A 22,546-nucleotide genomic window follows, 5' to 3' on the forward strand; every position below is an offset into this window, starting at 1 on the left:
AAAACCTTGATTCAGCCACTCGTAGAAATTACCTTATAAAAAAGATTGGATATTATTTCAGTGGTATGTTTCTCCTCAACAAACTTTCGCCCATTTAACCCAAATTGTCTACCAACATTTTCATATCCCTTATAAATATGCATAATGCTCTCTGCCAATTTTTCAGGGTTATTTGGATTAATAGTCACTCCTGCTTGTGCAATAGATATTAAACTCCCTCGAACATTTGAAGCAAAAATAATAGGCCTATTTGAAGCCATGTAGTCATAAAACTTATTCTTGCTTATCCCGTACTTAAACGCTTCTCTCTCCATTAAACCACAAAACAAGAGCTTAGATTTTTTCAATATTAACGGTATACTATCCCTGGATTGTTTATCCACTAATATCACATTATTCAACTTATAATCTTCAATAATCTTCACAAGGTTTGCTTTCTCTGGCCCACCTCCAACAACTACTAAATTTATGTCCGAATACTCTTTTAATAATTTAGCGGATTCAACAAATGTAGGTAGTCCTTCACTTTTAGAGAGAGCCCCAGTATAGGTAACACAAAATTTCGAGTTTAAAACATCATTTAATTCCTTGGGTAGAATATTATCAGAGTAGTTAGCGTGAATATCAAACTTTTCTATATCTATGCCGTGTGGTATGTAATGAATTTTATTTCTATTGATTTTATACTTCTCTTCCATGTATTCAAATGCGAATGGCGCTGTTGTTATTATCGCATCAGCTAGTCCATAATATTTCTTTTCCAGGTTTTCCAAGTATGCGAAAATGAGTTTCTTTTTTAAACCTGTAAAATCTTCATACATACTTAAAGGCCATAAATCTCTAACTTCAACTATAAATTTAGCATTGTACTTCCGGCTCAACTTATATCCAGCAATCCATGCCAATGGGTGTACAGAAGAAGCAATTACAACCGTAGGAGGCTTCTCAAAGTTTTCATATGAAACAGCCATTTTTTTGTAATTATTGTAATTAATAAACCTACCCAAAGTGCCTCTATAGCCGGGTGTCGTTTTAAATCTAACAATCTTAAAGTTATCAGAGAACTTCGCTTCATTTATTTCTTCTTTGGTGAGATAACTTTTTCTCCCATGATCATAAGAAGATGCCAATATACAAACATTGTGTCCTTTATCTGATAGACTCTTAGCTAACTCGTAGTGTCTTCCACCGCCACCAGTATCTGGTGCTGTTGCATGGTGATTTAAAATCACTATATTTTCTGCGCTTCTAGCTATCATTTCATGTACCTCTCTCAAACTATTCTTTTGTTAAGTACAATAGCTTAATAAACTTTAAAACTATGTAATGATTTAATTTTTTTTCATTAATTTCGCAGGATTTCCTACAAATACAGAATAGGGAACCTCTATATTTTTAGTTACAACCGCACCGGCTCCAATGACAACATCATTGGTTATTTTAATATATGGTAAGACGGCTGCTCCTAGGCCAAGGAAAGAACCTTCACCTAATTCAACAAACCCACCAAGATTAACGCCTGGTGATACTTGAGAGAAATTATGTAGAGTAACGTCATGCGCTATAGTAGATAATTTATTTACAATTATATGTTTGTTTATCTTTGCCTCAGGATCAACAACCACACCTGGTAATATAATGCTACCTTCGCCAATTTGTGCAAAAGGAGATATGGTGGATTCCTTACTAACTACGCTTGTGTAGCGTAGCCCTAAATATTCGGTTACAATTCTTCTTCTTATATTGTTATTGGCAATAGCTATAACAAAACGTATATCGGTCTTATTTCTTAGATAAATAGTCTTTTCAACTTTCCCAATCACCGGGGCACCTAATACACTACTCCCTTGAAAATCTTCATTATCATCAAGAAGAGCTACGTTGGGTTGTTTATAATCCTTATTTCTGAGAATACAATCTATTGTCAACTTACCTAAACTACCAGCACCGATAACGATTATTTTTTCTTCAGGTGAAGTGTTGTCCCACCATTTCTCGGTGTAATTCATTTCATGTCAACTCCAACTATGCTCAAGTTAATTAACGCTTGTTCCTTTAAATTTCTCCATCGATATATGAGAGCTTTGATTTACGCTTTCTTTCTTAATAACTTTATATATTGTTTGAAATAGTAGTTTTATATCTAAGAAGAAAGATACCTTATTTACATAAAAAATGTCCTTTTCAAACTTTTCTTCCCACGTAATAGCATTCCGTCCGTTTACTTGTGCATAGCCCGTTACTCCCGGTCTAACACAATGCCTACGCGCTTGAGCCTCATTATAAAGTGATAGATACTCAACTAATAACGGCCTTGGCCCTACTAAACTCATATCACCTTTTAAAACATTTACTAGTTCAGGTAATTCATCTAGACTTGTACTTCTTAAAAACCGTCCAAACCTTGTATGCCTTAATTCATTTGGTAATAGTTGCCCCTTTTCATCTCTCTCATCTGTCATAGTTCTAAACTTATACATTGTAAATATTTTTTCATTTAATCCAGGGCGCTTTTGCTTAAAAATTACTGGTCCTCCAAGTTTGACTCTGACTAGTAAAGTAACGAATATAATGACCGGACTCAAAACAATAATAGCAATAAAAGCTAATATAAAATCCATTGGTCTTTTAATAAACTCACTATAAAATCTGATGCTATTTTTTTTCTCCATCTATGCCCACCATAACTTTTTTATAGTCTCTACAACACGTTCTAAATCCGCATCTGTCATATTTGTATCGGAGGGCAGACACACTCCATTATTAAATAGTTTTTCCGATACGTCAGTTCCTACGAAATCGTATTTTTCAAAGAACGGTTGCAAGTGCATTGGTTTCCACACAGGGCGAGACTCAATATTTTCTTTTTCTAAAGCTGTAAAAATATCAATAGGTCTCACTCTACCATTCAAAATCAATGAACTTAGCCAAAAGTTTGGTTCGTTCCACTCATTACAAGGCATGAAAGAGATACCTTCGAGTGAGCCCAACTCTCTTCTGTAGTACTCAAAAATATATCTCTTCTTCTCTACTCTTTGATTAAGCACTTTTAACTGTCCTCTACCGATCCCTGCTGAAATATTACTCATTCGGTAATTAAATCCTAACTCACTATGTTCATAGTGTCTTGCTTGATCCCTACTTTGTGTAGCCCAGAACCTAGCTTTGGCTATTCTTTCCTCATTATTAGAAACCAACATTCCACCACCTGATGTGGTTATTATCTTGTTTCCATTAAACGAGAAAATGCCGTAATCCCCAAATGTTCCAGTGTGTTTATTCTTATAATATGTACCTAAAGACTCCGCGGCATCCTCAATTAATGCAACGTTATGCTTCCTGCAAAGCTCGACGATTTTATCCATATCCGCTGATAGTCCATAAAGATGCACTACAATAACAGCTTTCACTTGTGGATACTTTTCAAATGCCTGTTCCAAAACAGTCGGACACATATTCCAAGTCGTTTCGTCACTATCAATAAAAACAGGGATTGCATTCTGATAGATTATTGGATTTGCTGTCGCTGAAAAGGTTAGCGACTGACAAAAAACAATGTCATTTTCAACTACTCCTGCTGCTTTCAGTGCTAAATGAATTGCTGCAGTTCCAGAAGAAAGGGCTGCTGCTGACTTTGAACCCACCTTTGCCGCTAGTTCGATTTCAAATTGATTAACATTTTCTCCCAGTGGAGCAATCCAATTTGTATCAAAAGCTTCATTTACATACTGAAGTTCATAGCCCTCTTCGCTCATGTGTGGCGAAGAGAGAAATATTCTATCTTTCATTAGATAAACTTCCCTTCAAGAAACAATTATTGCGAAAAGAATCATTTTCCATTGATAGCTGATTATAACAATCGCTTCCCGGAGCGCTGATGGGTACTGACCACCAACAGTCGCACAGAAAGCGATTTGTGGATTACATTCACTTGTTTGAATCACCCTTGCTTGTTTTCTTTACTACCTCATCATATTTCTTCCCTTGGCTGACACCATATTTATGTGCAATTACTGAGAGTTTGTTATACTGTTCTGGGCTTACTCCATCGAGTATGATTTTCCGTGCCTCTCTCTTTTCCTCTATTGTTAGGCCGCCACCTGCTAGTTTTTGCAGTTGTTTCATTTCGTTCATACTCAGCTTTGCTAGAAGTATTGAAGTAACGGCAGCTTTATCTTTCACGGTAACTTTATCTTTTACGCTGTTAGCCTTATCTACCGATACTTCCGCAGAGTATTTATTAAGATCTTCTTTTTCATTAGGCTTTACACTATCATCTGAGGATTTCTCTTCATTAGGAGCATTATTGGCTTGATTATTGCCTTTTGGTTCACCACTTGTTCCCGATGTATCTGTTACATCTGGTGTACTAGTTGGTGATGAATCATTATCTTTATTGTCTATTTTGTCTCCTGGTGGAGTATTATCTTTAGTTTCATCTAGTAATTCGGATTCAAAACTATCTGCCAAAGAGCCAATTACCTTATTAGCCACATAATTAACTGTAAACACACCTGCAATACCAATAATTACCACAATAGATGCCACCCAAACAAAAACTTTTTTCCATCTCTTCATTTTTCGCAATGTATTCATTCCTCTCACTTACATTTCCTGATGTTAGGAAACATCCTTATACAACGGTACAATGTACTCAATGACATTTCGAATATCATCCTTCTCTTCAACAATTGCACGCTCAAGACGTTTAAACTGAAGCTCCAACTCCGCTTGGTTAATACCCAATGGCTTACCAATAAATATTCGATTATGCTTCGTCTTCGCAATCGCCTCTTCATTCAGTAGCAGTTCTTCATACAGCTTCTCCCCAGCACGGATACCGGTAAACTCGATTGGTATCTCGGTATATGGTTCGAAACCAGACAATCGGATAACATCCTCTGCAAGCTCTACAATCTTGACAGGCTGGCCCATATCTAATACGAAGATTTCACCTCCGGCAGCAAAGGCACCTGCTTGGATGACGAGCTGTACGGCCTCAGGGATAGTCATGAAGTAACGCACCATCTCCGGATGCGTGACAGTTACAGGACCACCGGCTGCGATCTGCTCTTTGAACCTAGGTATAACACTGCCTCTGCTACCTAGAACATTACCGAACCGGACAGCAACATATTTGGTATTACTTATTTGATCTCTCATTTGGATATACATTTCCGCAATCCGCTTGGTCGCACCCATGATGCTTGATGGATTAACTGCCTTGTCTGAAGAGATGAGAACGAATCTCTCAACCTCATAACGATCAGCTGCATCAGCTACATTCTTGGTGCCAAACACGTTATTCTTAACGGCCTCAGCCGGGTTTCTTTCCATAAGTGGAACATGCTTATGCGCGGCTGCATGGAAGACGACTTGTGGTCTATGTAAGCGGAATACATCATCAATGCGTTGACGATCTTGGATGTCCGCAATGATGGTTTCGAGTGCGAGGTCTGGGAAGCGTCTGCGCAGTTCCATCTCAATGGTATAGATGCTATTTTCTCCATGCCCCAATAGAATCAAGGTCTTGGGCCTAAATATCGTGATTTGTCGGCACAATTCAGAACCTATGGATCCACCGGCACCCGTTACAAGAACAACCTTGTTCTCTACATAATCGGCAATCCCTTTCAGATCTGGCAGGATAGGATCGCGCCCCAGTAAATCTTCCAGATCTATATCTCGCATTGCACTAACCGATACCTTGCCGGCAATCAGATCATTCAATGCAGGTATGATTTTCACTTTAGCATCTGTTACCCTGCAAATCGAAATGATCTCGGACAGCTCTGACTTCTCAGCTGATGGAATGGCAATTATAATCTCGTTAATCTTATGTCTTCTCACAATTGCTTCAATTGCGTACCGATCGCCGAGAACAGGTATTCCCAGTATGCGTTGCAGTAACTTCTTATTATCGTCGTCAATAAAGCCAACTACGTATAATTGCGCATTAGCATTGCTCTTAATCTCTTTCGCGATAATGGCACCGCAGTCTCCGGCTCCAATAATAAGCACTCTAGACTTATTAGTAGCAGTATTCTTACTATCTACGATCATTCTCCATATGAAGCGGATGCCACCCATAATCAACAGCATCGTCTCCATGGTACGCACCGCTATTGGCAATGGAACGTTCTCATCCATGAAGAGGGTCGTTAAACCATAAGAAATTCCCCAGCCAAGTATGACTGCTCTCAGCAGAGAAACTAGTTCACCAATACTAGCGTATCTCCATATACGTTGGTACATCTTGAAGTAAACCATCGTAATGTTGCATATTACCGCCGTTACTAATGCATAGATCACCATTTGCAATACAGAGTCTGCTGGAATGGTCCCCTGGTAACGGAATAAATAAGAGGTTCCAACGCTAAAGCAAACGATTAATGAATCAATTCCCAATAAAAGCAAAGAACGCTTCTTGTACAGCATTGGACTTCCCCCATGTTCTCAGTATTACTATCCGGCTTATATGCCCTCAATTGGTAGTATTAGACAATAGTCCCAGATATAATAATAGAACTTTTTACCTGGTATAACAATACTTAAGAACTACTTTTCTGTTTCACTATAATAATAGTAGTAGTAGCCATCGCTATTCTTCTGCTCAATGTTCTTCAGTACCACACCGAGAATTCTTGCCTTTACATGCGTTAGTTGTTGCTTTGCCTTGATAACCGCATCGCGTTTGACCTTACCTGATTCGACGACAAGCAGGACGCCATCACATTTTGTCGAAATAAGCTGTGCATCTGTTACGGCTAACGTCGGAGGGGTATCGATTAATACAATATCAAACTTGGTTCGCAGTTCTTCGATTAGTGCACTCATCCGCTGAGACGCAACCATCTCGGAAGGATTAGGCGGTACAGGACCGGAAGGAATAATAAATAAATTAGGAATGTCCGTCGCTTTAACCGCCTCATCCAGCTCACACTGCCGTGACAGTAAGGAAGACAAGCCATGACGATTGCTTAGCCCAAATGTGTGATGCATCGTCGGCTTGCGCATATCGGAATCGATGAGTACGACTTTCTTATTCGCTTGGGCATAAACTACGGCAATATTAGCGATTGTCGTTGACTTTCCTTCTCCCGGTGATGCAGAGGTTCCCATAATGACTTGAATGTGATCATCGACTGAGGAGAAATCAATATTCGTCCGCATCGCACGATAAGCTTCTGAAATAGGTGACTTTGGTTCGTAATATGTAATCAGATATCTGCTATTTCCCAACTTGGACACTCGAAATCTCACCTGCCTTTACGTTACCCGTCTTAATCGCTTCTTCTCGATTCGCATGTTCGTTCTTTACTTTGGCGATTTGGCCCATTGTCGGCAGTTCCAAGTATCGCAGGACATCCGCCTCAGTCTTAATGGTGTCATCTAAATACTCAAGTAAGAAAGCAATTCCTGCGGCTGCCATAAGAGATACTACGAAAGCCAAAATCACATTCAGCTCAAGCTTGTTATTGACCGGAACCGGATCTTTGCTTGGATTCACCTTCGCCAAGTTCAGTACGGTTACATTCTGCACGTTGAAGATTGTCGGAATTTGTTCTTTAAACACCTGCGTCACTGCATTCACAATCTCTGCTGCTTTCTCATAGGAGAGATCCTGAACAGCCATCGTCATTACTTGCGTATTGTTGACGGAGCTTACTTTCACTTTCTTAATCAGATCATCCACGCTCATGTTAAACTCCGGATGCTTGTTGGACACTGCTTCCATAATAGCCGGTGTCTTTATAACTTCTTTGTAAGTATCAATCAAACGAAGATTGGCATTCACTTCGTTCAAATCCAAGTCGTTGGCGGAAGCACCTGTGGCGGCTGTTCGATTGACAACAATCTTCGTCGTCGCTTGATAAACCGGTTCAATCATGAAATAACTATACAACCCCGCTGCCATTGAACAGATGACTACAATTGCGACGATCATCCATTTCCGTTTGGTAATAATCCGTATATAGTCTCGGAGTTCTAACTCGATTTGCACATCATATCCCTCGCAATTTCATCATCAAAATTTTGGATTAATCTGGGTGAATTTTGTTCTTTAAAGCAATATACATCCCCCATTGAAGGGGGATGTATATTATGCCATTCCATCCTGTGATGCTAGTTGATTAACCCTTGAAGTTAAATGCACGGTAGATAATAACTGCTGCTTGAGCGCGTGTAGCTGTAGCGTTTGGATTGAATTTACCTTTATCACCAACAACAAGTCCGTTGTTCGCTGCAAAAGCTACTCCGTCCTTCAAGCTAGTACTAATCGAACCAGCATCCTTGAATGCGTCTAGAGCCTTCAGGTCTTCTGCGTTAGCTTTGACCCCTTTAGCCGCTTCCAGGCCACGAGCAACCATTACAGCCATCTCTGCGCGTGTAATTGTAGCGTTAGGCGCGAAGGAAGTAGCTGTACGGCCCTTGATGATACCAGCTTCGGATGCTGCAGCTACGAATGGTGCGAACCAGTCAGCAGCGTTCACGTCGCTAAAGCCTTCTTTGGCCAATACGTTGTCCAGATCAAGTGCACGAACGAGCATTTTAGCGAACTCAGCGCGTGTTACTTCGCCATTCGGAACGAATGAGCCATTAGCGCGGCCTTGGATAGCGCCTTTAGCAGCCATAACTTCGATCTGGCGGCCAGCCCATGCTTTTACTTTGTTCGTATCTTTGAAGGTTACTTTATTCTCAACGACTACATATGTGGAGAAGTGGTCACGCTTCTCAGTGATCACGCCGTCGTGGAATACGCCCCCATAATAAGTCGTACCGTCGAATACTGTTAGAAGTTCTTTGTCGACACCTGTTGTATTTACAGGAATGTTAACTTCAATTGGGCTGCTGAACTCGTGAACTTCTTTACCGCCAACTGCTAGGGCGAAGTCGTAAGCGTCAGATACAGCTTTCAACGAAGTTGCAGGACCCGCAGGAGCGTTGTTCTTCACATTGAACGTGAAAGCATCGTTGATCTCAGCACCAACTGGCAATGTCGCGCTAAAGCCATTGAAGCCAAAGTTAAATCCAAGTACGCCAGCACCGGTAACTTTCTTCACGCTGTCGCCGATAACGGAAACACTAACATCTTTGGCATTAACAGTTCCGAGATCAACTGTCAGTACCACTTTAATAGCTGCTTCCGCACCAGGAGCCGCATCTTTCAAAGCTGCGATAACCTTTGCGATTTCGTTGATAGCTTTTTCAATTGCTGCCGCACTTACCGTTACAGTTGCTTTACCATCTACAATTTTAACATCGCCTTTAGCATCGATCTTCGCGAGTTCTGCGATAGCTGCTGCAGCTTTATCAATCGCTTCTTGGATCAGCTTGGCTTTCTCTGCGCCTGTTGCAGCTGCGATCTTGCCTTTAAGGTCCTTTAATACATCTGCAATCGATGGTGCTGTGACTGGTGGAATATAGACTGTGCCAGTAGAGTAAGTCAATGTATCTGATTTCTCAAAGATTACTTTGCCTTGAAACTTCGCTTGGATTAATGCTGTGCCAGAAGTTGCCGTAGATGCCAGTGTTACTTTACCTGCTACTACTTCAACATTCACATTGCCGCTTGCGGTCCATGTAAGCAACGCATTTGGAATTGTAATTCCTTTAAGTGTAAGTGTGTATGTGTGAGTGCGTCCGTTGTCTGCAGTCGTAAACGTGTTTACGGTTTCTGCGCGAACAGCTGCTACCACTAGTGCTTTCGTTGCTGCTTCTCCCGCTGGTAGTGCAGTTGTGAAGTTCTCGAATGTAGCCGCCAACCCGTCTGCCAGATCTTGATTTGAAGTGTTACCTTTTAGAGCGTTGAGCACCTTGCTAACAACTAGCGTATCGTTATCCAATACATCCTTCACACCGGCTTTGATCAAAGCTACTGCCAGTGAGCCTGACTCATCAGTAAGCAAATCTGCTAGATTCGTTTGCACAGCTTCAACTGCTGCCGTTTCAACTGCATCAACAAATGCCAGCAGGTCATTTACAGTAAGCTTATCTGTGTTCGTTGCAGCAGCCAATGCTACTAGAGCTGCTTGCAGATCTTCATTGGAACGAATCACTTCGATTTCTTCGTTGCGCGTGCTGTACATAATCGAACCAAGAGCTTGGAATGTGTCAAACAGTAATTCTTTGTTAGCATCATTCTTAATTGCCACTGGAACATAAACCCATAGTGGATTGATAGCACTGTTGTTAGCTACAAAAGTCAATCCACCGATTTGAGTGCGAAGATCACGAACCTTCTGCGCTTCGCCACCTGCGATTAGCGCTGTGTGAATACGATCTAGTCTAGCCAAGAAATCAGCATATGTTGGCGTTGTTGCCGTTGCTGCTGATGCAACATTCGACAATCCAAGTTGCTCTGCCAATCCTTTGTTGCTAAGTGGCAATCCTGCCAACGAACCGGCTACTAGACTTGCTGCGATGGTAGTTACTACTAATTTTTTTCTTACTGTCACTATAAGTCACCTCTACTTAAGAATTTGTCTAAAATTGCCGCCATATGTAACAATCACTACCAATAGTACCATCCATTAACTAGGTGGTCAATTATCTACCAAAGAATTTTAGGAGATTTGACAGCTTTTTACTTTTGGAAGTTTTGCCCATCACTGGAGATTCATTGAATACATAATTTCTAATTATGGCTTCAGCATTTTGCCTGTAACATTGCTCGAAGTTCTCTCCCAATTCTTCTCTTACTCTCTTATAAGCTTCTTGAAGGCGATAACCGCGACGCACGACATGATGGGCATCTGAAGAGAGCGTATGTATGAGACCTTCTTGGCATAGCTGCCAGGCGGAACGTTCGATTTGTTTACCAAATCCACCAAGCAGAGAGTGAGTCGTCACTTGGCCATAGGCACCTGCGTCTACCATTTCTCTTAATTTGGATGGATTCTGAACAACCTCAGCATTACGCTCGGGATGGGCAATGATCGGCCGTATGCCCATAATCTTGAATTCATGAATATATTCCAGCATCCGCTTAGGAACGGAGGAAGACGGCATCTCTAATAAAATATAGCGGGATTTGGCCAATGTGGTCAGCTCCCCAGCACTTAGTGCTTCAAACATATCACTATGTACACGAATCTCTTGTCCCACATGCAGTTCAAGCGAAATACTCTCCGTTGCAAGACGCTCTCTCAGCAGCTCTACTTGCTGGTTCGTGAAAGCCGCATCATTCATATAACGGCCATTCGCGTGATGCGGTGTGGCAATCAGTCCGGTAATGCCATCCGACACAGCGGCTCTAGCCAAATCCAGTGCTTCTTCCATATCAGCAGCACCGTCATCAATGCCCGGCAATATATGCGTATGAATATCGATCATGGCAGGACCTCCTTACGATGTCGGATTTTCTCATTATACTACAGATTTACCATCTGAGTGTGTCCATCATTTGTCAGTTTATTTCCAAATGATTACATCTAAGATCACAAAACAAAAAGACTGATTCTCTCACAGAATACCTCTGCGAAAAGAATCAGTCTTCTTCGCTAACTATCTTAGCGCGACTTTACCGAGATACGGTTAAGTGCACGCTGCAAGGCGAGCTCAGCGCGAATTTGATCATACTCGTCGCGCTTGCCGTTAATGCGTTGCTCTGCACGCTGCTTCGCGGATTCTGCACGGGAAAGATCGATGTCGCCCGGCAGTTCTGCACTCTCAGCCAAGATAACCACTTTATCCTTACGGATCTCAAGGAACCCGCCGTTAACGGCAATTGTTTCTTCAGAGCGGTCTTTCTTGATCGTAACAGGAGCAATTCGCAAAGGCGTTACCATCGGAATGTGATTAGGCATAATACCCATCTCACCCTCGGAGCCTTTAACGATAATCATATTTACATCCTCCGCGTAAACTTTACGCTCAGGTGTTACAATTTCCAATAAAAAGGAGCTCATGATATTACCTCCCTAGCTATGAGCGATTAAACCTCTTGAGCAAGTTTTTCCGCTTTAGCAACCGCGTCTTCGATCGTTCCGACGTTATGGAATGCCGATTCTGGAAGGTGGTCGTACTTACCTTCAAGAATTTCTTTGAAGCTGCGTACCGTTTCTTTAACAGGAACGTACAAGCCCGGGATACCATTGAACGCTTCCGCAACGTGCAGTGGTTGCGCGAAGAACACTTGAATACGACGCGCACGGTGAACGATCAGCTTGTCTTCTTCAGACAATTCGTCCATACCGAGGATCGCGATGATATCCAGAAGCTCTTTATAACGTTGCAGAACTTTCTTAACGGTTTGCGCTACTTGGTAGTGCTCTTCGCCAAGAATTTCAGGCGTCAGGATACGGGAAGACGAAGCGAGCGGATCTACGGCCGGGAAGATACCCATTGCAGCGATGTTACGCTCAAGGTTAGTCGTTGCATCCAAGTGGGCAAACGCCGTTGCAGGAGCCGGATCCGTATAGTCATCGGCAGGAACGTAGATCGCTTGAATGGAAGTAACGGAACCCTTCTTCGTGGAAGTGATACGCTCTTGCAGTTGACCCATTTCAGTTGCCAATGTTGGTTGGTAACCTACTGCGGATGGCATACGGCCCAGCAAAGCGGATACTTCTGAACCAGCTTGCGTGAAGCGGAAGATATTATCGACGAACAGAAGAACGTCTCTTCCTTCTTCATCACGGAAATACTCAGCCATTGTAAGACCCGTCAAAGCTACGCGAAGACGCGCACCCGGAGGCTCATTCATTTGACCGAATACCATCGCTGTCTTAGCGATAACACCGGAGTCGCTCATCTCGTGGTAAAGGTCATTACCTTCACGAGTACGCTCACCAACGCCGGCGAATACGGAGATACCGCCGTGCTCTTGTGCGATGTTGTGGATAAGCTCTTGCATCGTTACGGTTTTACCTACGCCCGCACCGCCGAAGAGACCGATTTTACCACCCTTGGAGTAAGGAGCCATCAAGTCGATAACTTTGATCCCTGTTTCCAAGATTTCTTGTGATGTCGACAATTCTTCAAACGGAGGTGCTTGACGGTGGATCGGGTTAGAGATCGTACGGTCAACATCACCATTGTTATCGATTGGATCACCAAGTACGTTAAATACACGGCCAAGTGTTGCTGGTCCTACAGGTACTGTGATCGGTTTACCCAAATCCACAGCCTCTGTTCCTCTGACAAGACCGTCAGTGGAAGACATCGCAACGCAGCGAACCAGATTGTCGCCGAGGTGAGTTGCTACTTCAACCGTAAGGTTGATATCGCGCTCGCCTGCGCCTTGAGCCGCTCTTTCGATTTTTATCGCATTAAGAATCTCAGGCAATTGTCCGTTGTCGAACGCAATGTCGACTACCGGTCCTGTTACCTGGACTACACGCCCCTTGCTCATTCTTGTACCTCCTTCATGTTTTCCGAAGCTGCACCGCCGGAATTGAAACGGCCGTTAGACCGATCACAACCAGCTGGTGCTTACTTCGGATGCATTAATGGTGAAGCTTATGCCTGTGCGTTAGCTCCGCCGACGATCTCTGCGATTTCTTGTGTGATTGCTGCCTGACGTGCACGGTTGTACGTCAACGTCAAGCCTGCGATCATCTTCGTCGCGTTCTTCGTTGCATTGCCCATCGCTGTCATACGTGCGCCGAACTCGCTCGCTTTACCTTCCAATACCGCGCTGTAAACAACCGTTTCCGCGTATTTCGGCAATAGAACGTCGAGTACCTTCTCAGGTGACGGCTCATATTCGTAACTTGCCTTCGCGCCTGTAAATTCAGACTGATCCAGTGGAAGCAGCTGCTTAATGACAGGAACTTGGGTAATTGCATTATAGAATTGGTTATACACCAGGTTTAGCTCGTCATATTTACCGCTTTCGAAGCCTTTAACAGCAGCTGCTGCCAACGACTTGATATCGGCAAATTTCGGTGAATCGGAAAGTCCTGTTACTTCATCAGCAAGGTTGATGTTCCGGCGTTTGAAGTAATCCCGGCCTTTACGTCCGATGACGAAAACGTCGTATTCAGCAGCAGACTTATGCTTCTCCTGAATCTCCGTCCATACTTTACGAAGCACGTTCGCATTGTATCCGCCCGCCAAACCGCGGTCCGACGTGACGACCAGGTAGGCCGTACGTTTGACTTCGCGGCTTTGCAGCATAGGATGCTTAATCGCGCCCCCGCCCGATGCAATGCTCGCTACGACTTCCTTGATCTTGTCGGTATATGGACGTGATGCTACAGCGGCATCTTGAGCTCTCTTGAGCTTAGCGGATGCAACCATCTCCATTGCCTTCGTGATCTGTTTCGTATTCTGCTTACTCTTGATCGAGCGCTTAATTTCGCGCATACCTTTAGCCATTCGTTGTCACCACCTTATTACCGGCCGTATGGGTGAAGCAAGCCTCACCCTAACCAGTTCTATTCCGCACAGTATTCAAACGGTATACGTTAAGCAGCATACCGTTTGAATGATTAAAGAAAGGTTTTAAACCGACACTGCAAAGCTGTTCTTGAACGATTTGATCGCTTCAACAAGCACTTTCTCATTGTCGGAAGTCAAATCTTTCGTATCGCGGATGGAAGCGAAAATTTCTGGTTTGTTAGCATCCACGTAAGCCAGAAGGCCAGCTTCGAAGCGGCGTACATCTTGAACCGGAATATCATCAACGTGTCCACGTGTAACCGTGTAAAGGGAAACGACCTGGCGCTCTACCGGCAATGGCGCATTAACGCCTTGCTTCAAGATTTCCAGTGTGCGCTCGCCGCGGTTTAGACGGGATTGCGTTACTTTATCAAGATCAGATCCGAATGCTGCAAATGCTGCCAATTCACGGTATTGAGCAAGGTCAGTTTTGAGCGTGCCCGCAACTTTCTTCATGGCTTTGATTTGAGCGGAGCTACCTACACGGGATACAGAGTTACCAACGTTAACCGCTGGACGCTGACCGGAGTAGAATAGGTCGGACTCTAGGAAGATTTGACCATCCGTAATCGAAATTACGTTTGTCGGGATGTAAGCCGAGATATCGCCGGCTTGCGTCTCGATGAATGGCAATGCAGTCAAGGAACCGCCGCCAAGCTCATCGTTCAGCTTAGCTGCGCGCTCAAGCAAACGGGAGTGAAGATAGAATACGTCCCCTGGATAAGCCTCACGACCCGGCGGACGGCGAAGCAGCAAGGAAAGCTCACGGTATGCTGCCGCTTGTTTGGAAAGGTCATCATAGATAACTAGTACGTGTTTACCGTTGTACATGAACTCCTCACCCATCGAGCAGCCTGTGTAAGGTGCCAGGTAAAGAAGCGGGGATGGCTCGGAAGCACTCGCTGTAACAACGATTGTGTAATCCAAAGCGCCTTGTTGGCGAAGGGATTCAACAACCGTACGAACAGTGGATTGTTTCTGACCGATTGCAACGTAGATACAGATAACGCCGTTGCCTTTTTGGTTCACGATCGTGTCGATCGCGATTTGAGTCTTACCTGTTTGGCGGTCGCCGATGATAAGCTCACGTTGACCACGGCCGATTGGAATCATCGCATCGATCGCTTTGATACCCGTTTGCATCGGCTCGAATACCGATTTACGAGCCATTACGCCCGGTGCCGGAGATTCGATTGGACGTGCTTTAGTTGTGTTGATTGGTCCGTTGCCGTCAACCGGTTGTCCCAGTGCGTTTACTACGCGGCCAAGCAAAGCTTCGCCAACCGGAACTTCCATGATACGACCTGTTCTCTTCACTTGGTCGCCTTCGCGGATGCCTGTGTAAGGTCCCATGATAACGACACCGACGTTGCTCTCTTCAAGGTTAAGGGCCATACCCATAACGCCGTTCGAGAATTCGAGCAGTTCGCCGGCCATAGCGTTCTCTAGGCCGTGTACACGTGCGATACCGTCACCGACTTGGATGACCGTACCGACATCAACGACTTGAATTTCGGATTTAAATTGTTCGATCTGTTGTTTAATCAGCGTGCTGATTTCATCAGGTCTGATACTCAATTCCGTTCACCCCTATCTACAATGCTTGAGTTTTCAAAGCTTGTTCAAGTCGAGCCAGCTTGCCGGAGAGGCTGCCGTCATACAGACGGTCGCCGATGCGCACTTGCACGCCGCCGAGCAAAGCCGGTTCAACGATTTGTTTCGCGATAATGCGTTTGCCAACCATTGTACCGAATTGCGCAGCCACTTTGGACAGCTCTTCAGCGGACAAGGATTTAGCCGTATATATAGTAGCGTGTGCCTGACCGAGCGCATCGCCCGCTACCTTCGTATAAGCTTCGTACACTTCTGCGATCGCGTCATGACGGCCGCGGAGAATGAGCAGCTCTACTGTATTCAGTACCATTACCGACACTTTGTCAGATAGCGCACCTTTAATAATGTCGATCTTCTTCGTCACTTCAACGTTTGGCAAACCAAGAAACTTACGGATTTCCGCGTCTCCGGTCATTGCGTCGACGACGATTTTCAGTTGTTTCTCAACATCTGCAATCGCATTATTGCTTTGTGCAAGTTCAAACAGCGCTTTAGCGTAGCGTTTAGCTACGACGCTCTCGCGGCTCATTTGCTTCCAACCTCATTCAAGTATTGGTCAACAAGCTGCTCTTGCGATTTGTCATCGATTTGTTTCTCGATGATTTTGGAAGCGATCATGACGGACATACCGCTAACTTGACTGCGGAGTGCAGAAATCGCTTTGTTCTTCTCGCTTTCGATATCTTTGACAGCGTCGTCCTTCAGGCGAGTAGCCTCGGATTTAGCAGCATGTACGATTTCATCAGCTTGCTTCGTGCTAGTTTGTTTCGCTTGCTCAATAATTTCATAAGCATCTTTACGTGCTTGTTGAAGGGATTGCTTCTGCTCTTCATACTGTGCTTCGGCTTGTTTGCGGCTGTTCTCCGCGCTCTCAAGCTGTTCTTTCACGAACTGCTTGCGCTGTTCCATGATGGAGAATAGCGGACCGAAAGCGTAACGGCTTAGCAGCCAGTAAAGAATTCCGAAAGCAACCAGTTGGATGAAAAAATTGGACCATACGATATCCAACGTACGTCACTCCTTTCCGTAGATTAGCCGGCTCTCAATTGAAGCAGGCAAAAGGAAGGCGCGGAGGCTGATTGCACTCCCCGCCATAATGCATTAGTAATCTTACGCTTTGCCCAAGAAGATGAACGCTAGTACTAGGGAAATAACTGGAAGTGCCTCTACAAGCGCTACCCCGATGAACATTGTAGTTTGAAGAGTACCACGAAGTTCTGGTTGACGGGAAATACCCTCAACTGTACGACCTACGATCAAACCGTTACCAATACCTGCACCCAGTGCTCCAAGACCGAATACAATTGCTGCTGCAACTAATGCCAAAGCTCCCATTAGAGAAATCCTCCTTAAAATGTTTACATATAGTTTTATTGTTTCCTGCCAGTAGCAGGTTTGTTACTGACTTAATGATGTTCTTCGTGAACGATCGCTTGCGACATGTAAACCATCGTTAGCATAACGAATACGAACGATTGAATTGCGCCTACGAAAACACTGAATCCTTGCCATACAATCAGCGCCGGGATACCAAACCATCCCATGCCCATGATGACGCCAATCATAACCTCACCCGCGAAAATGTTACCGTATAGACGAAGCGATAGCGAAAGCGGCTTAGCGACCTCTTTGATTACGTTAAGCGGGAAGAACGCTGCATAAGGCTCGAAGTAATGCTTGAGGTAATGCTTACGATTGCGACGCAGACCCTCGATGTGCGTGAGCACGATTACGATAGCCATCAATGCGCCGGAAACCGCGACATCGGCAGTTGGTGATTTCCACCATGCGAGATGCGCTTCCTCTTCACCGTGCAAGTTAAGCTCCATGCCTGCAAATGTCGCTCCATGATGCGCCTCGGTAATGATACCGAATGGTAGACCCAGCAAGTTGGCAACAAACAGGTACATGATCATAGCAATACCCAGCGTCAGGTACGGACGGCCTTTCTTCAAGTCCATCGTTGTACCGATGATGTTCTGTACGAATTCGATAACCCACTCCAAGAAATTCTGCATCTTAGTCGGGTTAGTGACCGAAGCGTTACGAACCGCCAGCTTAGCAATAATAAATACGATAATGCTGGTGATAACTATCATGATAATGGCAGCCAAATCAAATCGAATGCCACCCAGATTCACTTCAGGAAAAATATGATCCATTAGTTGTTTTCACCCCTTTCATCGGTGGATTGCCGTACGGCCGGATCTCTCTTGGCTTTAAATCCCAATATGAGTGTTGCCAATTGAACAACAAATAATCCAGCTACTGTTCCATAGAGGCTAAACGAAAAGTACTTGGTTGCGATTACAACCGCCAACAGTGCAATACATGCGCGAGTCAGAAAACCAAGGTTATGGCGTTTCTGAATTCCCGCAGCCGATATAGCGCCGACTCGCTGTACTTTCCAAGAAAGATGGAAGGCGTTTGCAAGACTTGCCGCAGTTCCGAGAACAAGACCGCCGAAGAACGGTTTATATTCCGGAAGGAGGGCCCATCCAATAAAACATAGAGACAAAAAAAAGAACGTAATACGCTTAACCGTTCGAAGGTGGCCGGACAAATCATCCATTATTTCGCTTTGCCCCCTGTAAACGCCTTGATCAGAATGATGGTGATGAAGACCGCGACAACAAAACCAATAGCCATGCCAACAATGGAGCCGTACCCGGTGTCTTGCGCTTGATCAACCTTGAGTCCAATCCAGTAGCCCAGTCCAAGACAGGCACCGATTGTCCCGCCAACGGATCCGATAAGACCCATGGCACGCCAAGGATTATCTCCGAAGCTGCTGTTATCCGTGTTGCGATTATTGTCGTTATGGGACGGATTCGTCATCCTAGAATCACTCCAAAACTCTTATTTATTTTAGCCAAGCGGGTTCGCTTTTGTCAATTGATATAAATTCAAACATTTAGTGAACGGTTACCCGAAAACCCTTGATTTACCTGGGGTTTCCGGGTTTCCAAACCGTACAGTAGCACTGTATGCTGTTGCGTTACTCGGAATGCTATACTACCGATGTAAACTATGAACGTTGTGTGAACGGCTCTGGACGATTGTCCACTTTTCCAAAATGATGCAGGATCGCCTGAACAATCCGAACAGATGCTTGCCCATCGCCGTAAGGATTGGCCGCTTGGCTCATTTTCTCATACAGCTTGGAGTCGGAAAGCAGCGCATGAGCACGCTCATAAACAACCTCTTCGTCCGTGCCTACCAGCTCAAGTGTCCCTGCATCAATACCTTCAGGTCGCTCGGTCGTATCGCGAAGCACTAGGGTCGGAACGCCGAAGGACGGCGCTTCTTCCTGCAAACCGCCGGAATCCGTCATAATCATGTACGTATGCGGGTAGAAGTTATGGAATTCAAACACATCGAGCGGCTCGATTAGCTTAATACGCGGATGATTGCCAAGGATCTCATTCGCCGGCTCGCGAACTGCAGGATTCAGATGCACCGCATACACGACAACCACGTCTTCAAATTCATCAGCAATCCGTTTCACCGCGCGGAAAATATTACGATGAGGCTCGCCCAGCGCTTCACGGCGATGAGCCGTCATCAGAATCATGCGCTTACCCGCCGCCCATTCGATCACGGGATGCGTGAATGACTTGTCCACCGTGTATTGGAATACGTCTGTCGCCGTGTTGCCGGTTATGTAGATCGTAGACTCCGATTTGTTCTCTTTGCGCAGATTGTCAGCCGCTCTGTCCGTCGGTGCGAAATGCACATCCGAGAGCACGCCTGCCAGTTGGCGGTTCATCTCTTCCGGATATGGAGACATTTTGTTCCATGTACGCAGGCCTGCTTCAACATGCCCAACCTGGATCTGCTGCACGAAGGAAGCATAGCTGGCCAAGAAACAAGTCTGCGTATCGCCATGCACGAGCACGATATCCGGTTTCGCTTCGCGAAGTATGGGTTCAAGACCTTCAAGTACTTTGACGGTCGTTTCCGTCAGCGTCTGCCGATCCTTCATCACGTTGAGATCGTACTCCGGCGTGATTTTGAAAAAATCGAGCACTTGATCGAGCATTTGGCGATGCTGCGCGGTCACGCAGACAACGGACTCAATCTGATCCGGATGCTTCTCCAGCTCAAGTACCAACGGCGCCATCTTAACCGCTTCCGGTCGGGTGCCAAAAATCGTCATTACTTTAATTTTAGACAAAGCATGTCACTCCTAATTGTAGCGTAGCAAATAGAGCCCCAAGTTGCAGACGCTTGATTATTTGGTGCCAAACATACGGTCACCGGCGTCGCCCAGACCTGGTACGATATAGCCGTGATCGTTAAGATGACTGTCCAGCGAAGCAAGGAAAATATCGACTTCCGGATGCGCCTTCTGTACAGCAGCAACACCTTCCGGTGCCGCGATGAGACACATTAGCTTGATTTGCGTGCAGCCGCGTGTCTTGAGCGCTTGAATAGCTGCGTTCGCCGATCCGCCCGTAGCGAGCATCGGATCAATAACGATTAACTGACGCTCTGTAGCATCAGCAGGCAGGTTGACGTAATACTCCACCGGCTCGAGTGTTTCCGGATTACGGAACAGCCCGATGTGGCCGACTTTAGCCGAAGGAATCAACTTAAGCATCCCTTCCACCATACCGAGTCCTGCGCGCAGTATTGGAATAAGGCCAACCATGCGTCCGGAGACGATTTTGCTTGTCGCTTCAATGACCGGCGTTGTGACTGTAGTCGTTTCAAGCGGTAAATCTCTCGTAATTTCATATGCCATCATCGTGGCGACTTCATCGACTAATTCGCGGAAATCCTTGGTTTTCGTATCTTTGTCGCGAATAAAGGTCAGCTTATGCTGGATTAGCGGATGGTCACATATTGTGAGATTGCCCATAGTTCTATTCATCCTCCTGAAATGCTTCTTCAACTGACTATTATAACATTCGGCGCATCAATGTGCTATGTGGGCCATGCAAAGCAAGAAACACATGCAAAGTATACCCGAAAGGGGCTTGAATTACGTGGACGAGAGCGTGAGCGAGAAAATGGACGGGAACGCGGACGTGCGCGTGAATGTGAACATGGGAGTGAGCGTAATTACAAGCTTAGCTGCTGCCGCCGCAGCTGCTTCCACAGGACGAACCGCCTCCCGAGTCGCCACTACCACCTGAACAATTGCTGCCACCGCCATCGAATCCTCCGTTGCCGGAATCACCATTGCCGGCATCATTATTGCCGCCGTCATTATAGTCAGAGGAGCCCCTATCGTCGTCGTTGCTGCAAATCGGGGTAGTCCCACCGCTGCCGTCGCCGTTCGCGTTACGTTGTTCCTCGGTTTGACTCTCATCCATCTGATTATGAAAGTTGTCGATCGGCCCGAATGAAGAGTAGAAAAACATCCCGGAGAGCACTCCGGTCGTCATCATGTCGGAGGAGTCCATGACACGGTTATCTTTGTAAATCGGCTGTTCCTTAGCGGACGCGAGCTTGCCGCCACGATCAATTAAGTAATCGATGGTTGCATTCAAATCATCAAATTGCGCTGCTGCCTTCTCGTTGAATCGTTTGCTGCGCAAGTCATCGGAGTCGCTCGTTTCCAGCTCATACATCAACTCATGCGGCAGCGGTGTCCGATAAAACGCGCCCCATAGCTGTCCGCTCACCGGTACAGGAAGAAACAGCTCACCGTAGATCCAATCGAACCAGGCTCGTTCGCCCTGTGCAGGCTTCGCATCCGGACCATGCGGGGCATGATGAATCGTCCCTCCGCAAAACTGCTTGCAGAACTGCTCATACTCCCGGGTGAACATCAGCATTTCATGCCAAACCTCATCTACGCGCACGCTGTACATCGGTACGTTCCGAAGCACCCCGCACATGAGAAAATAACGCTTCAGCTCAAACCACTGCCATTGCCATTCGCCCTCACGCATGCTTGGCGTGCGTTTCATTACGCGGTCTTTCACGCGCGCTTCGAAGTCCTGCGACAGCGCAGCCTCGAGCCGCTCGGCAGCGGAACGTGCCGGATGCCCCTCGGGTACGCCGAGGTATTCCGGTGGCTTACGCGTCGGCATGACGTTTCGACGGCCACTGCCTGCATGGAAGCCGCCTGCTCGAGACTGCTGCTGAGTACCTCGGGATTGGAACAGCTTCACCACGATAAACACCAAGATAATTATGAAAAAAACTCCAAATATGCTCATACGTCGAGGCTCACCGCCTTTGTTAGGGATATAGGGTCATCATATCATGCCGAGGCAGATGCGCTGATTATTTTTCGCTAAATTCAGGAAAATTAATCGGTTGGTTGAGCGAGGTAAGCGTGAAAAAGAAGCTGTTGCAGGTCGCATGTGGGAATGGTTTGTGGGTGGCGGCTAATATGATGGTAACGTGTTAATAGGATGGTAACGAGTAAATGTTGCTAGAATGGCAACATCTCTCTCCTCCCAATGGGCACTCTCTACCTTATGTTGCGCGAAATGCAACATTCCAATGGGGATTGGCCCTTAATCGGCTGTTTGAAGCAAGAATGTTGTAATCTCAGCATCATTTTCCTCTATGAGACTATTAAATC

23 protein-coding genes are annotated in these 22,546 nt (G+C 45.3%); all 23 read right to left on the reverse strand.

Annotated elements, in window-relative coordinates; genetic code table 11:
- Window positions 1-11: 11 nt before the first annotated feature.
- The 23 genes from AC0YNS_RS21575 to AC0YNS_RS21685 all read right to left on the reverse strand — a co-directional run bounded on the left by AC0YNS_RS21575 (window position 12) and on the right by AC0YNS_RS21685 (window position 22,175).
- Complete coding sequence (locus tag AC0YNS_RS21575; RefSeq protein ID WP_475783030.1) at window positions 12-1,259, reverse strand: glycosyltransferase family 4 protein; 1,248 nt, start codon at window positions 1,257-1,259, stop codon at window positions 12-14.
- Window positions 1,260-1,331: 72 nt separating this feature from the next.
- Complete coding sequence (locus tag AC0YNS_RS21580) at window positions 1,332-2,009, reverse strand: acetyltransferase (RefSeq protein ID WP_475783031.1); 678 nt, start codon at window positions 2,007-2,009, stop codon at window positions 1,332-1,334.
- A gap of 27 nt (window positions 2,010-2,036) precedes the next feature.
- Entirely contained in the window at window positions 2,037-2,672 is a 636-nt protein-coding gene (locus tag AC0YNS_RS21585) for a sugar transferase (RefSeq protein WP_475783032.1), read from the reverse strand.
- Entirely contained in the window at window positions 2,673-3,788 is a 1,116-nt protein-coding gene (locus AC0YNS_RS21590; protein WP_475783033.1) for a DegT/DnrJ/EryC1/StrS family aminotransferase, read from the reverse strand.
- A gap of 139 nt (window positions 3,789-3,927) precedes the next feature.
- On the reverse strand, window positions 3,928-4,587 hold the full coding sequence (locus tag AC0YNS_RS21595) for a hypothetical protein (protein ID WP_475783034.1): 660 nt from the start codon (window positions 4,585-4,587) through the stop codon (window positions 3,928-3,930).
- Window positions 4,588-4,620: 33 nt separating this feature from the next.
- A complete protein-coding gene (locus AC0YNS_RS21600; RefSeq protein WP_475783035.1) occupies window positions 4,621-6,438 on the reverse strand; it encodes a polysaccharide biosynthesis protein in 1,818 nt (605 codons plus the stop codon).
- 120 nt (window positions 6,439-6,558) lie between these two features.
- Window positions 6,559-7,251 carry a CpsD/CapB family tyrosine-protein kinase gene (locus AC0YNS_RS21605; protein ID WP_475783036.1) on the reverse strand — a complete coding sequence of 231 codons (693 nt, stop codon included), beginning with the start codon at window positions 7,249-7,251 and terminating at the stop codon, window positions 6,559-6,561.
- Window positions 7,232-8,005: a YveK family protein gene (locus tag AC0YNS_RS21610; protein WP_475783037.1), complete on the reverse strand. Its 774-nt coding sequence runs from the start codon at window positions 8,003-8,005 to the stop codon at window positions 7,232-7,234. The genes AC0YNS_RS21605 and AC0YNS_RS21610 overlap by 20 nt, the downstream gene beginning before the upstream one ends.
- Window positions 8,006-8,135: 130 nt before the next feature.
- Entirely contained in the window at window positions 8,136-10,460 is a 2,325-nt protein-coding gene (locus AC0YNS_RS21615) for an S-layer homology domain-containing protein (RefSeq protein ID WP_475783038.1), read from the reverse strand.
- 91 nt (window positions 10,461-10,551) lie between these two features.
- The gene (locus AC0YNS_RS21620; protein ID WP_475783039.1) at window positions 10,552-11,337 is read right to left on the reverse strand and encodes a tyrosine-protein phosphatase; all 786 of its coding nucleotides are present in this window, start codon (window positions 11,335-11,337) and stop codon (window positions 10,552-10,554) included.
- 176 nt (window positions 11,338-11,513) lie between these two features.
- A complete protein-coding gene (locus AC0YNS_RS21625; protein ID WP_475783040.1) occupies window positions 11,514-11,912 on the reverse strand; it encodes a F0F1 ATP synthase subunit epsilon in 399 nt (132 codons plus the stop codon).
- Between the two features lie 26 nt (window positions 11,913-11,938).
- Window positions 11,939-13,357 carry a F0F1 ATP synthase subunit beta gene (gene atpD, locus AC0YNS_RS21630; protein WP_475783041.1) on the reverse strand — a complete coding sequence of 473 codons (1,419 nt, stop codon included), beginning with the start codon at window positions 13,355-13,357 and terminating at the stop codon, window positions 11,939-11,941.
- A 107-nt stretch (window positions 13,358-13,464) separates the two neighbouring features.
- Window positions 13,465-14,325: an ATP synthase F1 subunit gamma gene (gene atpG, locus AC0YNS_RS21635; protein ID WP_475783042.1), complete on the reverse strand. Its 861-nt coding sequence runs from the start codon at window positions 14,323-14,325 to the stop codon at window positions 13,465-13,467.
- Window positions 14,326-14,451: 126 nt separating this feature from the next.
- Complete coding sequence (atpA, locus tag AC0YNS_RS21640) at window positions 14,452-15,966, reverse strand: F0F1 ATP synthase subunit alpha (RefSeq protein WP_475783043.1); 1,515 nt, start codon at window positions 15,964-15,966, stop codon at window positions 14,452-14,454.
- Window positions 15,967-15,982: 16 nt separating this feature from the next.
- Complete coding sequence (locus tag AC0YNS_RS21645; RefSeq protein ID WP_475783044.1) at window positions 15,983-16,531, reverse strand: F0F1 ATP synthase subunit delta; 549 nt, start codon at window positions 16,529-16,531, stop codon at window positions 15,983-15,985.
- Window positions 16,528-17,010, reverse strand: a complete 483-nt coding sequence (gene atpF, locus AC0YNS_RS21650) for a F0F1 ATP synthase subunit B (protein WP_475783045.1) — start codon at window positions 17,008-17,010, stop codon at window positions 16,528-16,530. The genes AC0YNS_RS21645 and atpF overlap by 4 nt, the downstream gene beginning before the upstream one ends.
- Before the next feature lie 102 nt (window positions 17,011-17,112).
- Complete coding sequence (gene atpE / locus AC0YNS_RS21655) at window positions 17,113-17,337, reverse strand: F0F1 ATP synthase subunit C (RefSeq protein WP_090982204.1); 225 nt, start codon at window positions 17,335-17,337, stop codon at window positions 17,113-17,115.
- Between the two features lie 71 nt (window positions 17,338-17,408).
- Window positions 17,409-18,164 (reverse strand): F0F1 ATP synthase subunit A, encoded by a 756-nt coding sequence (atpB, locus tag AC0YNS_RS21660; protein ID WP_475783046.1) that lies wholly within the window; start codon window positions 18,162-18,164, stop codon window positions 17,409-17,411.
- Window positions 18,164-18,574, reverse strand: a complete 411-nt coding sequence (locus AC0YNS_RS21665) for an ATP synthase subunit I (protein ID WP_475783047.1) — start codon at window positions 18,572-18,574, stop codon at window positions 18,164-18,166. Before AC0YNS_RS21665 ends, atpB begins: the two co-directional genes overlap by 1 nt.
- Complete coding sequence (locus AC0YNS_RS21670) at window positions 18,574-18,840, reverse strand: AtpZ/AtpI family protein (protein WP_475783048.1); 267 nt, start codon at window positions 18,838-18,840, stop codon at window positions 18,574-18,576. Before AC0YNS_RS21670 ends, AC0YNS_RS21665 begins: the two co-directional genes overlap by 1 nt.
- A gap of 190 nt (window positions 18,841-19,030) precedes the next feature.
- Window positions 19,031-20,179 carry a non-hydrolyzing UDP-N-acetylglucosamine 2-epimerase gene (wecB, locus tag AC0YNS_RS21675; RefSeq protein WP_475783049.1) on the reverse strand — a complete coding sequence of 383 codons (1,149 nt, stop codon included), beginning with the start codon at window positions 20,177-20,179 and terminating at the stop codon, window positions 19,031-19,033.
- A gap of 57 nt (window positions 20,180-20,236) precedes the next feature.
- Window positions 20,237-20,866 (reverse strand): uracil phosphoribosyltransferase, encoded by a 630-nt coding sequence (gene upp, locus AC0YNS_RS21680; protein ID WP_475783050.1) that lies wholly within the window; start codon window positions 20,864-20,866, stop codon window positions 20,237-20,239.
- Between the two features lie 211 nt (window positions 20,867-21,077).
- Entirely contained in the window at window positions 21,078-22,175 is a 1,098-nt protein-coding gene (locus AC0YNS_RS21685) for a glycine-rich domain-containing protein (RefSeq protein WP_475783051.1), read from the reverse strand.
- Between the last annotated feature and the right edge of the window lie 371 nt (window positions 22,176-22,546).

It is taken from the genome of Paenibacillus sp. J22FR21 (genome assembly GCF_056269135.1).

What these genes read in the sequence shown, in the direction of transcription:
- AC0YNS_RS21575 (WP_475783030.1), bottom strand. Translation starts at nt 1,259, where the DNA reads ATGATAGCTAGAAGCGCAGAAAATATAGTGATTTTAAATCACCATGCA.
- AC0YNS_RS21580 (WP_475783031.1), bottom strand. Translation starts at nt 2,009, where the DNA reads ATGAATTACACCGAGAAATGGTGGGACAACACTTCACCTGAAGAAAAA.
- AC0YNS_RS21585 (WP_475783032.1), bottom strand. Translation starts at nt 2,672, where the DNA reads ATGGAGAAAAAAAATAGCATCAGATTTTATAGTGAGTTTATTAAAAGA.
- AC0YNS_RS21590 (WP_475783033.1), bottom strand. Translation starts at nt 3,788, where the DNA reads ATGAAAGATAGAATATTTCTCTCTTCGCCACACATGAGCGAAGAGGGC.
- AC0YNS_RS21600 (WP_475783035.1), bottom strand. Translation starts at nt 6,438, where the DNA reads ATGCTGTACAAGAAGCGTTCTTTGCTTTTATTGGGAATTGATTCATTA.
- AC0YNS_RS21620 (WP_475783039.1), bottom strand. Translation starts at nt 11,337, where the DNA reads ATGATCGATATTCATACGCATATATTGCCGGGCATTGATGACGGTGCT.
- AC0YNS_RS21625 (WP_475783040.1), bottom strand. Translation starts at nt 11,912, where the DNA reads ATGAGCTCCTTTTTATTGGAAATTGTAACACCTGAGCGTAAAGTTTAC.
- atpD (WP_475783041.1), bottom strand. Translation starts at nt 13,357, where the DNA reads ATGAGCAAGGGGCGTGTAGTCCAGGTAACAGGACCGGTAGTCGACATT.
- atpG (WP_475783042.1), bottom strand. Translation starts at nt 14,325, where the DNA reads ATGGCTAAAGGTATGCGCGAAATTAAGCGCTCGATCAAGAGTAAGCAG.
- AC0YNS_RS21645 (WP_475783044.1), bottom strand. Translation starts at nt 16,531, where the DNA reads ATGAGCCGCGAGAGCGTCGTAGCTAAACGCTACGCTAAAGCGCTGTTT.
- atpE (WP_090982204.1), bottom strand. Translation starts at nt 17,337, where the DNA reads ATGGGAGCTTTGGCATTAGTTGCAGCAGCAATTGTATTCGGTCTTGGA.
- atpB (WP_475783046.1), bottom strand. Translation starts at nt 18,164, where the DNA reads ATGGATCATATTTTTCCTGAAGTGAATCTGGGTGGCATTCGATTTGAT.
- AC0YNS_RS21665 (WP_475783047.1), bottom strand. Translation starts at nt 18,574, where the DNA reads ATGGATGATTTGTCCGGCCACCTTCGAACGGTTAAGCGTATTACGTTC.
- AC0YNS_RS21670 (WP_475783048.1), bottom strand. Translation starts at nt 18,840, where the DNA reads ATGACGAATCCGTCCCATAACGACAATAATCGCAACACGGATAACAGC.
- upp (WP_475783050.1), bottom strand. Translation starts at nt 20,866, where the DNA reads ATGGGCAATCTCACAATATGTGACCATCCGCTAATCCAGCATAAGCTG.
- AC0YNS_RS21685 (WP_475783051.1), bottom strand. Translation starts at nt 22,175, where the DNA reads ATGAGCATATTTGGAGTTTTTTTCATAATTATCTTGGTGTTTATCGTG.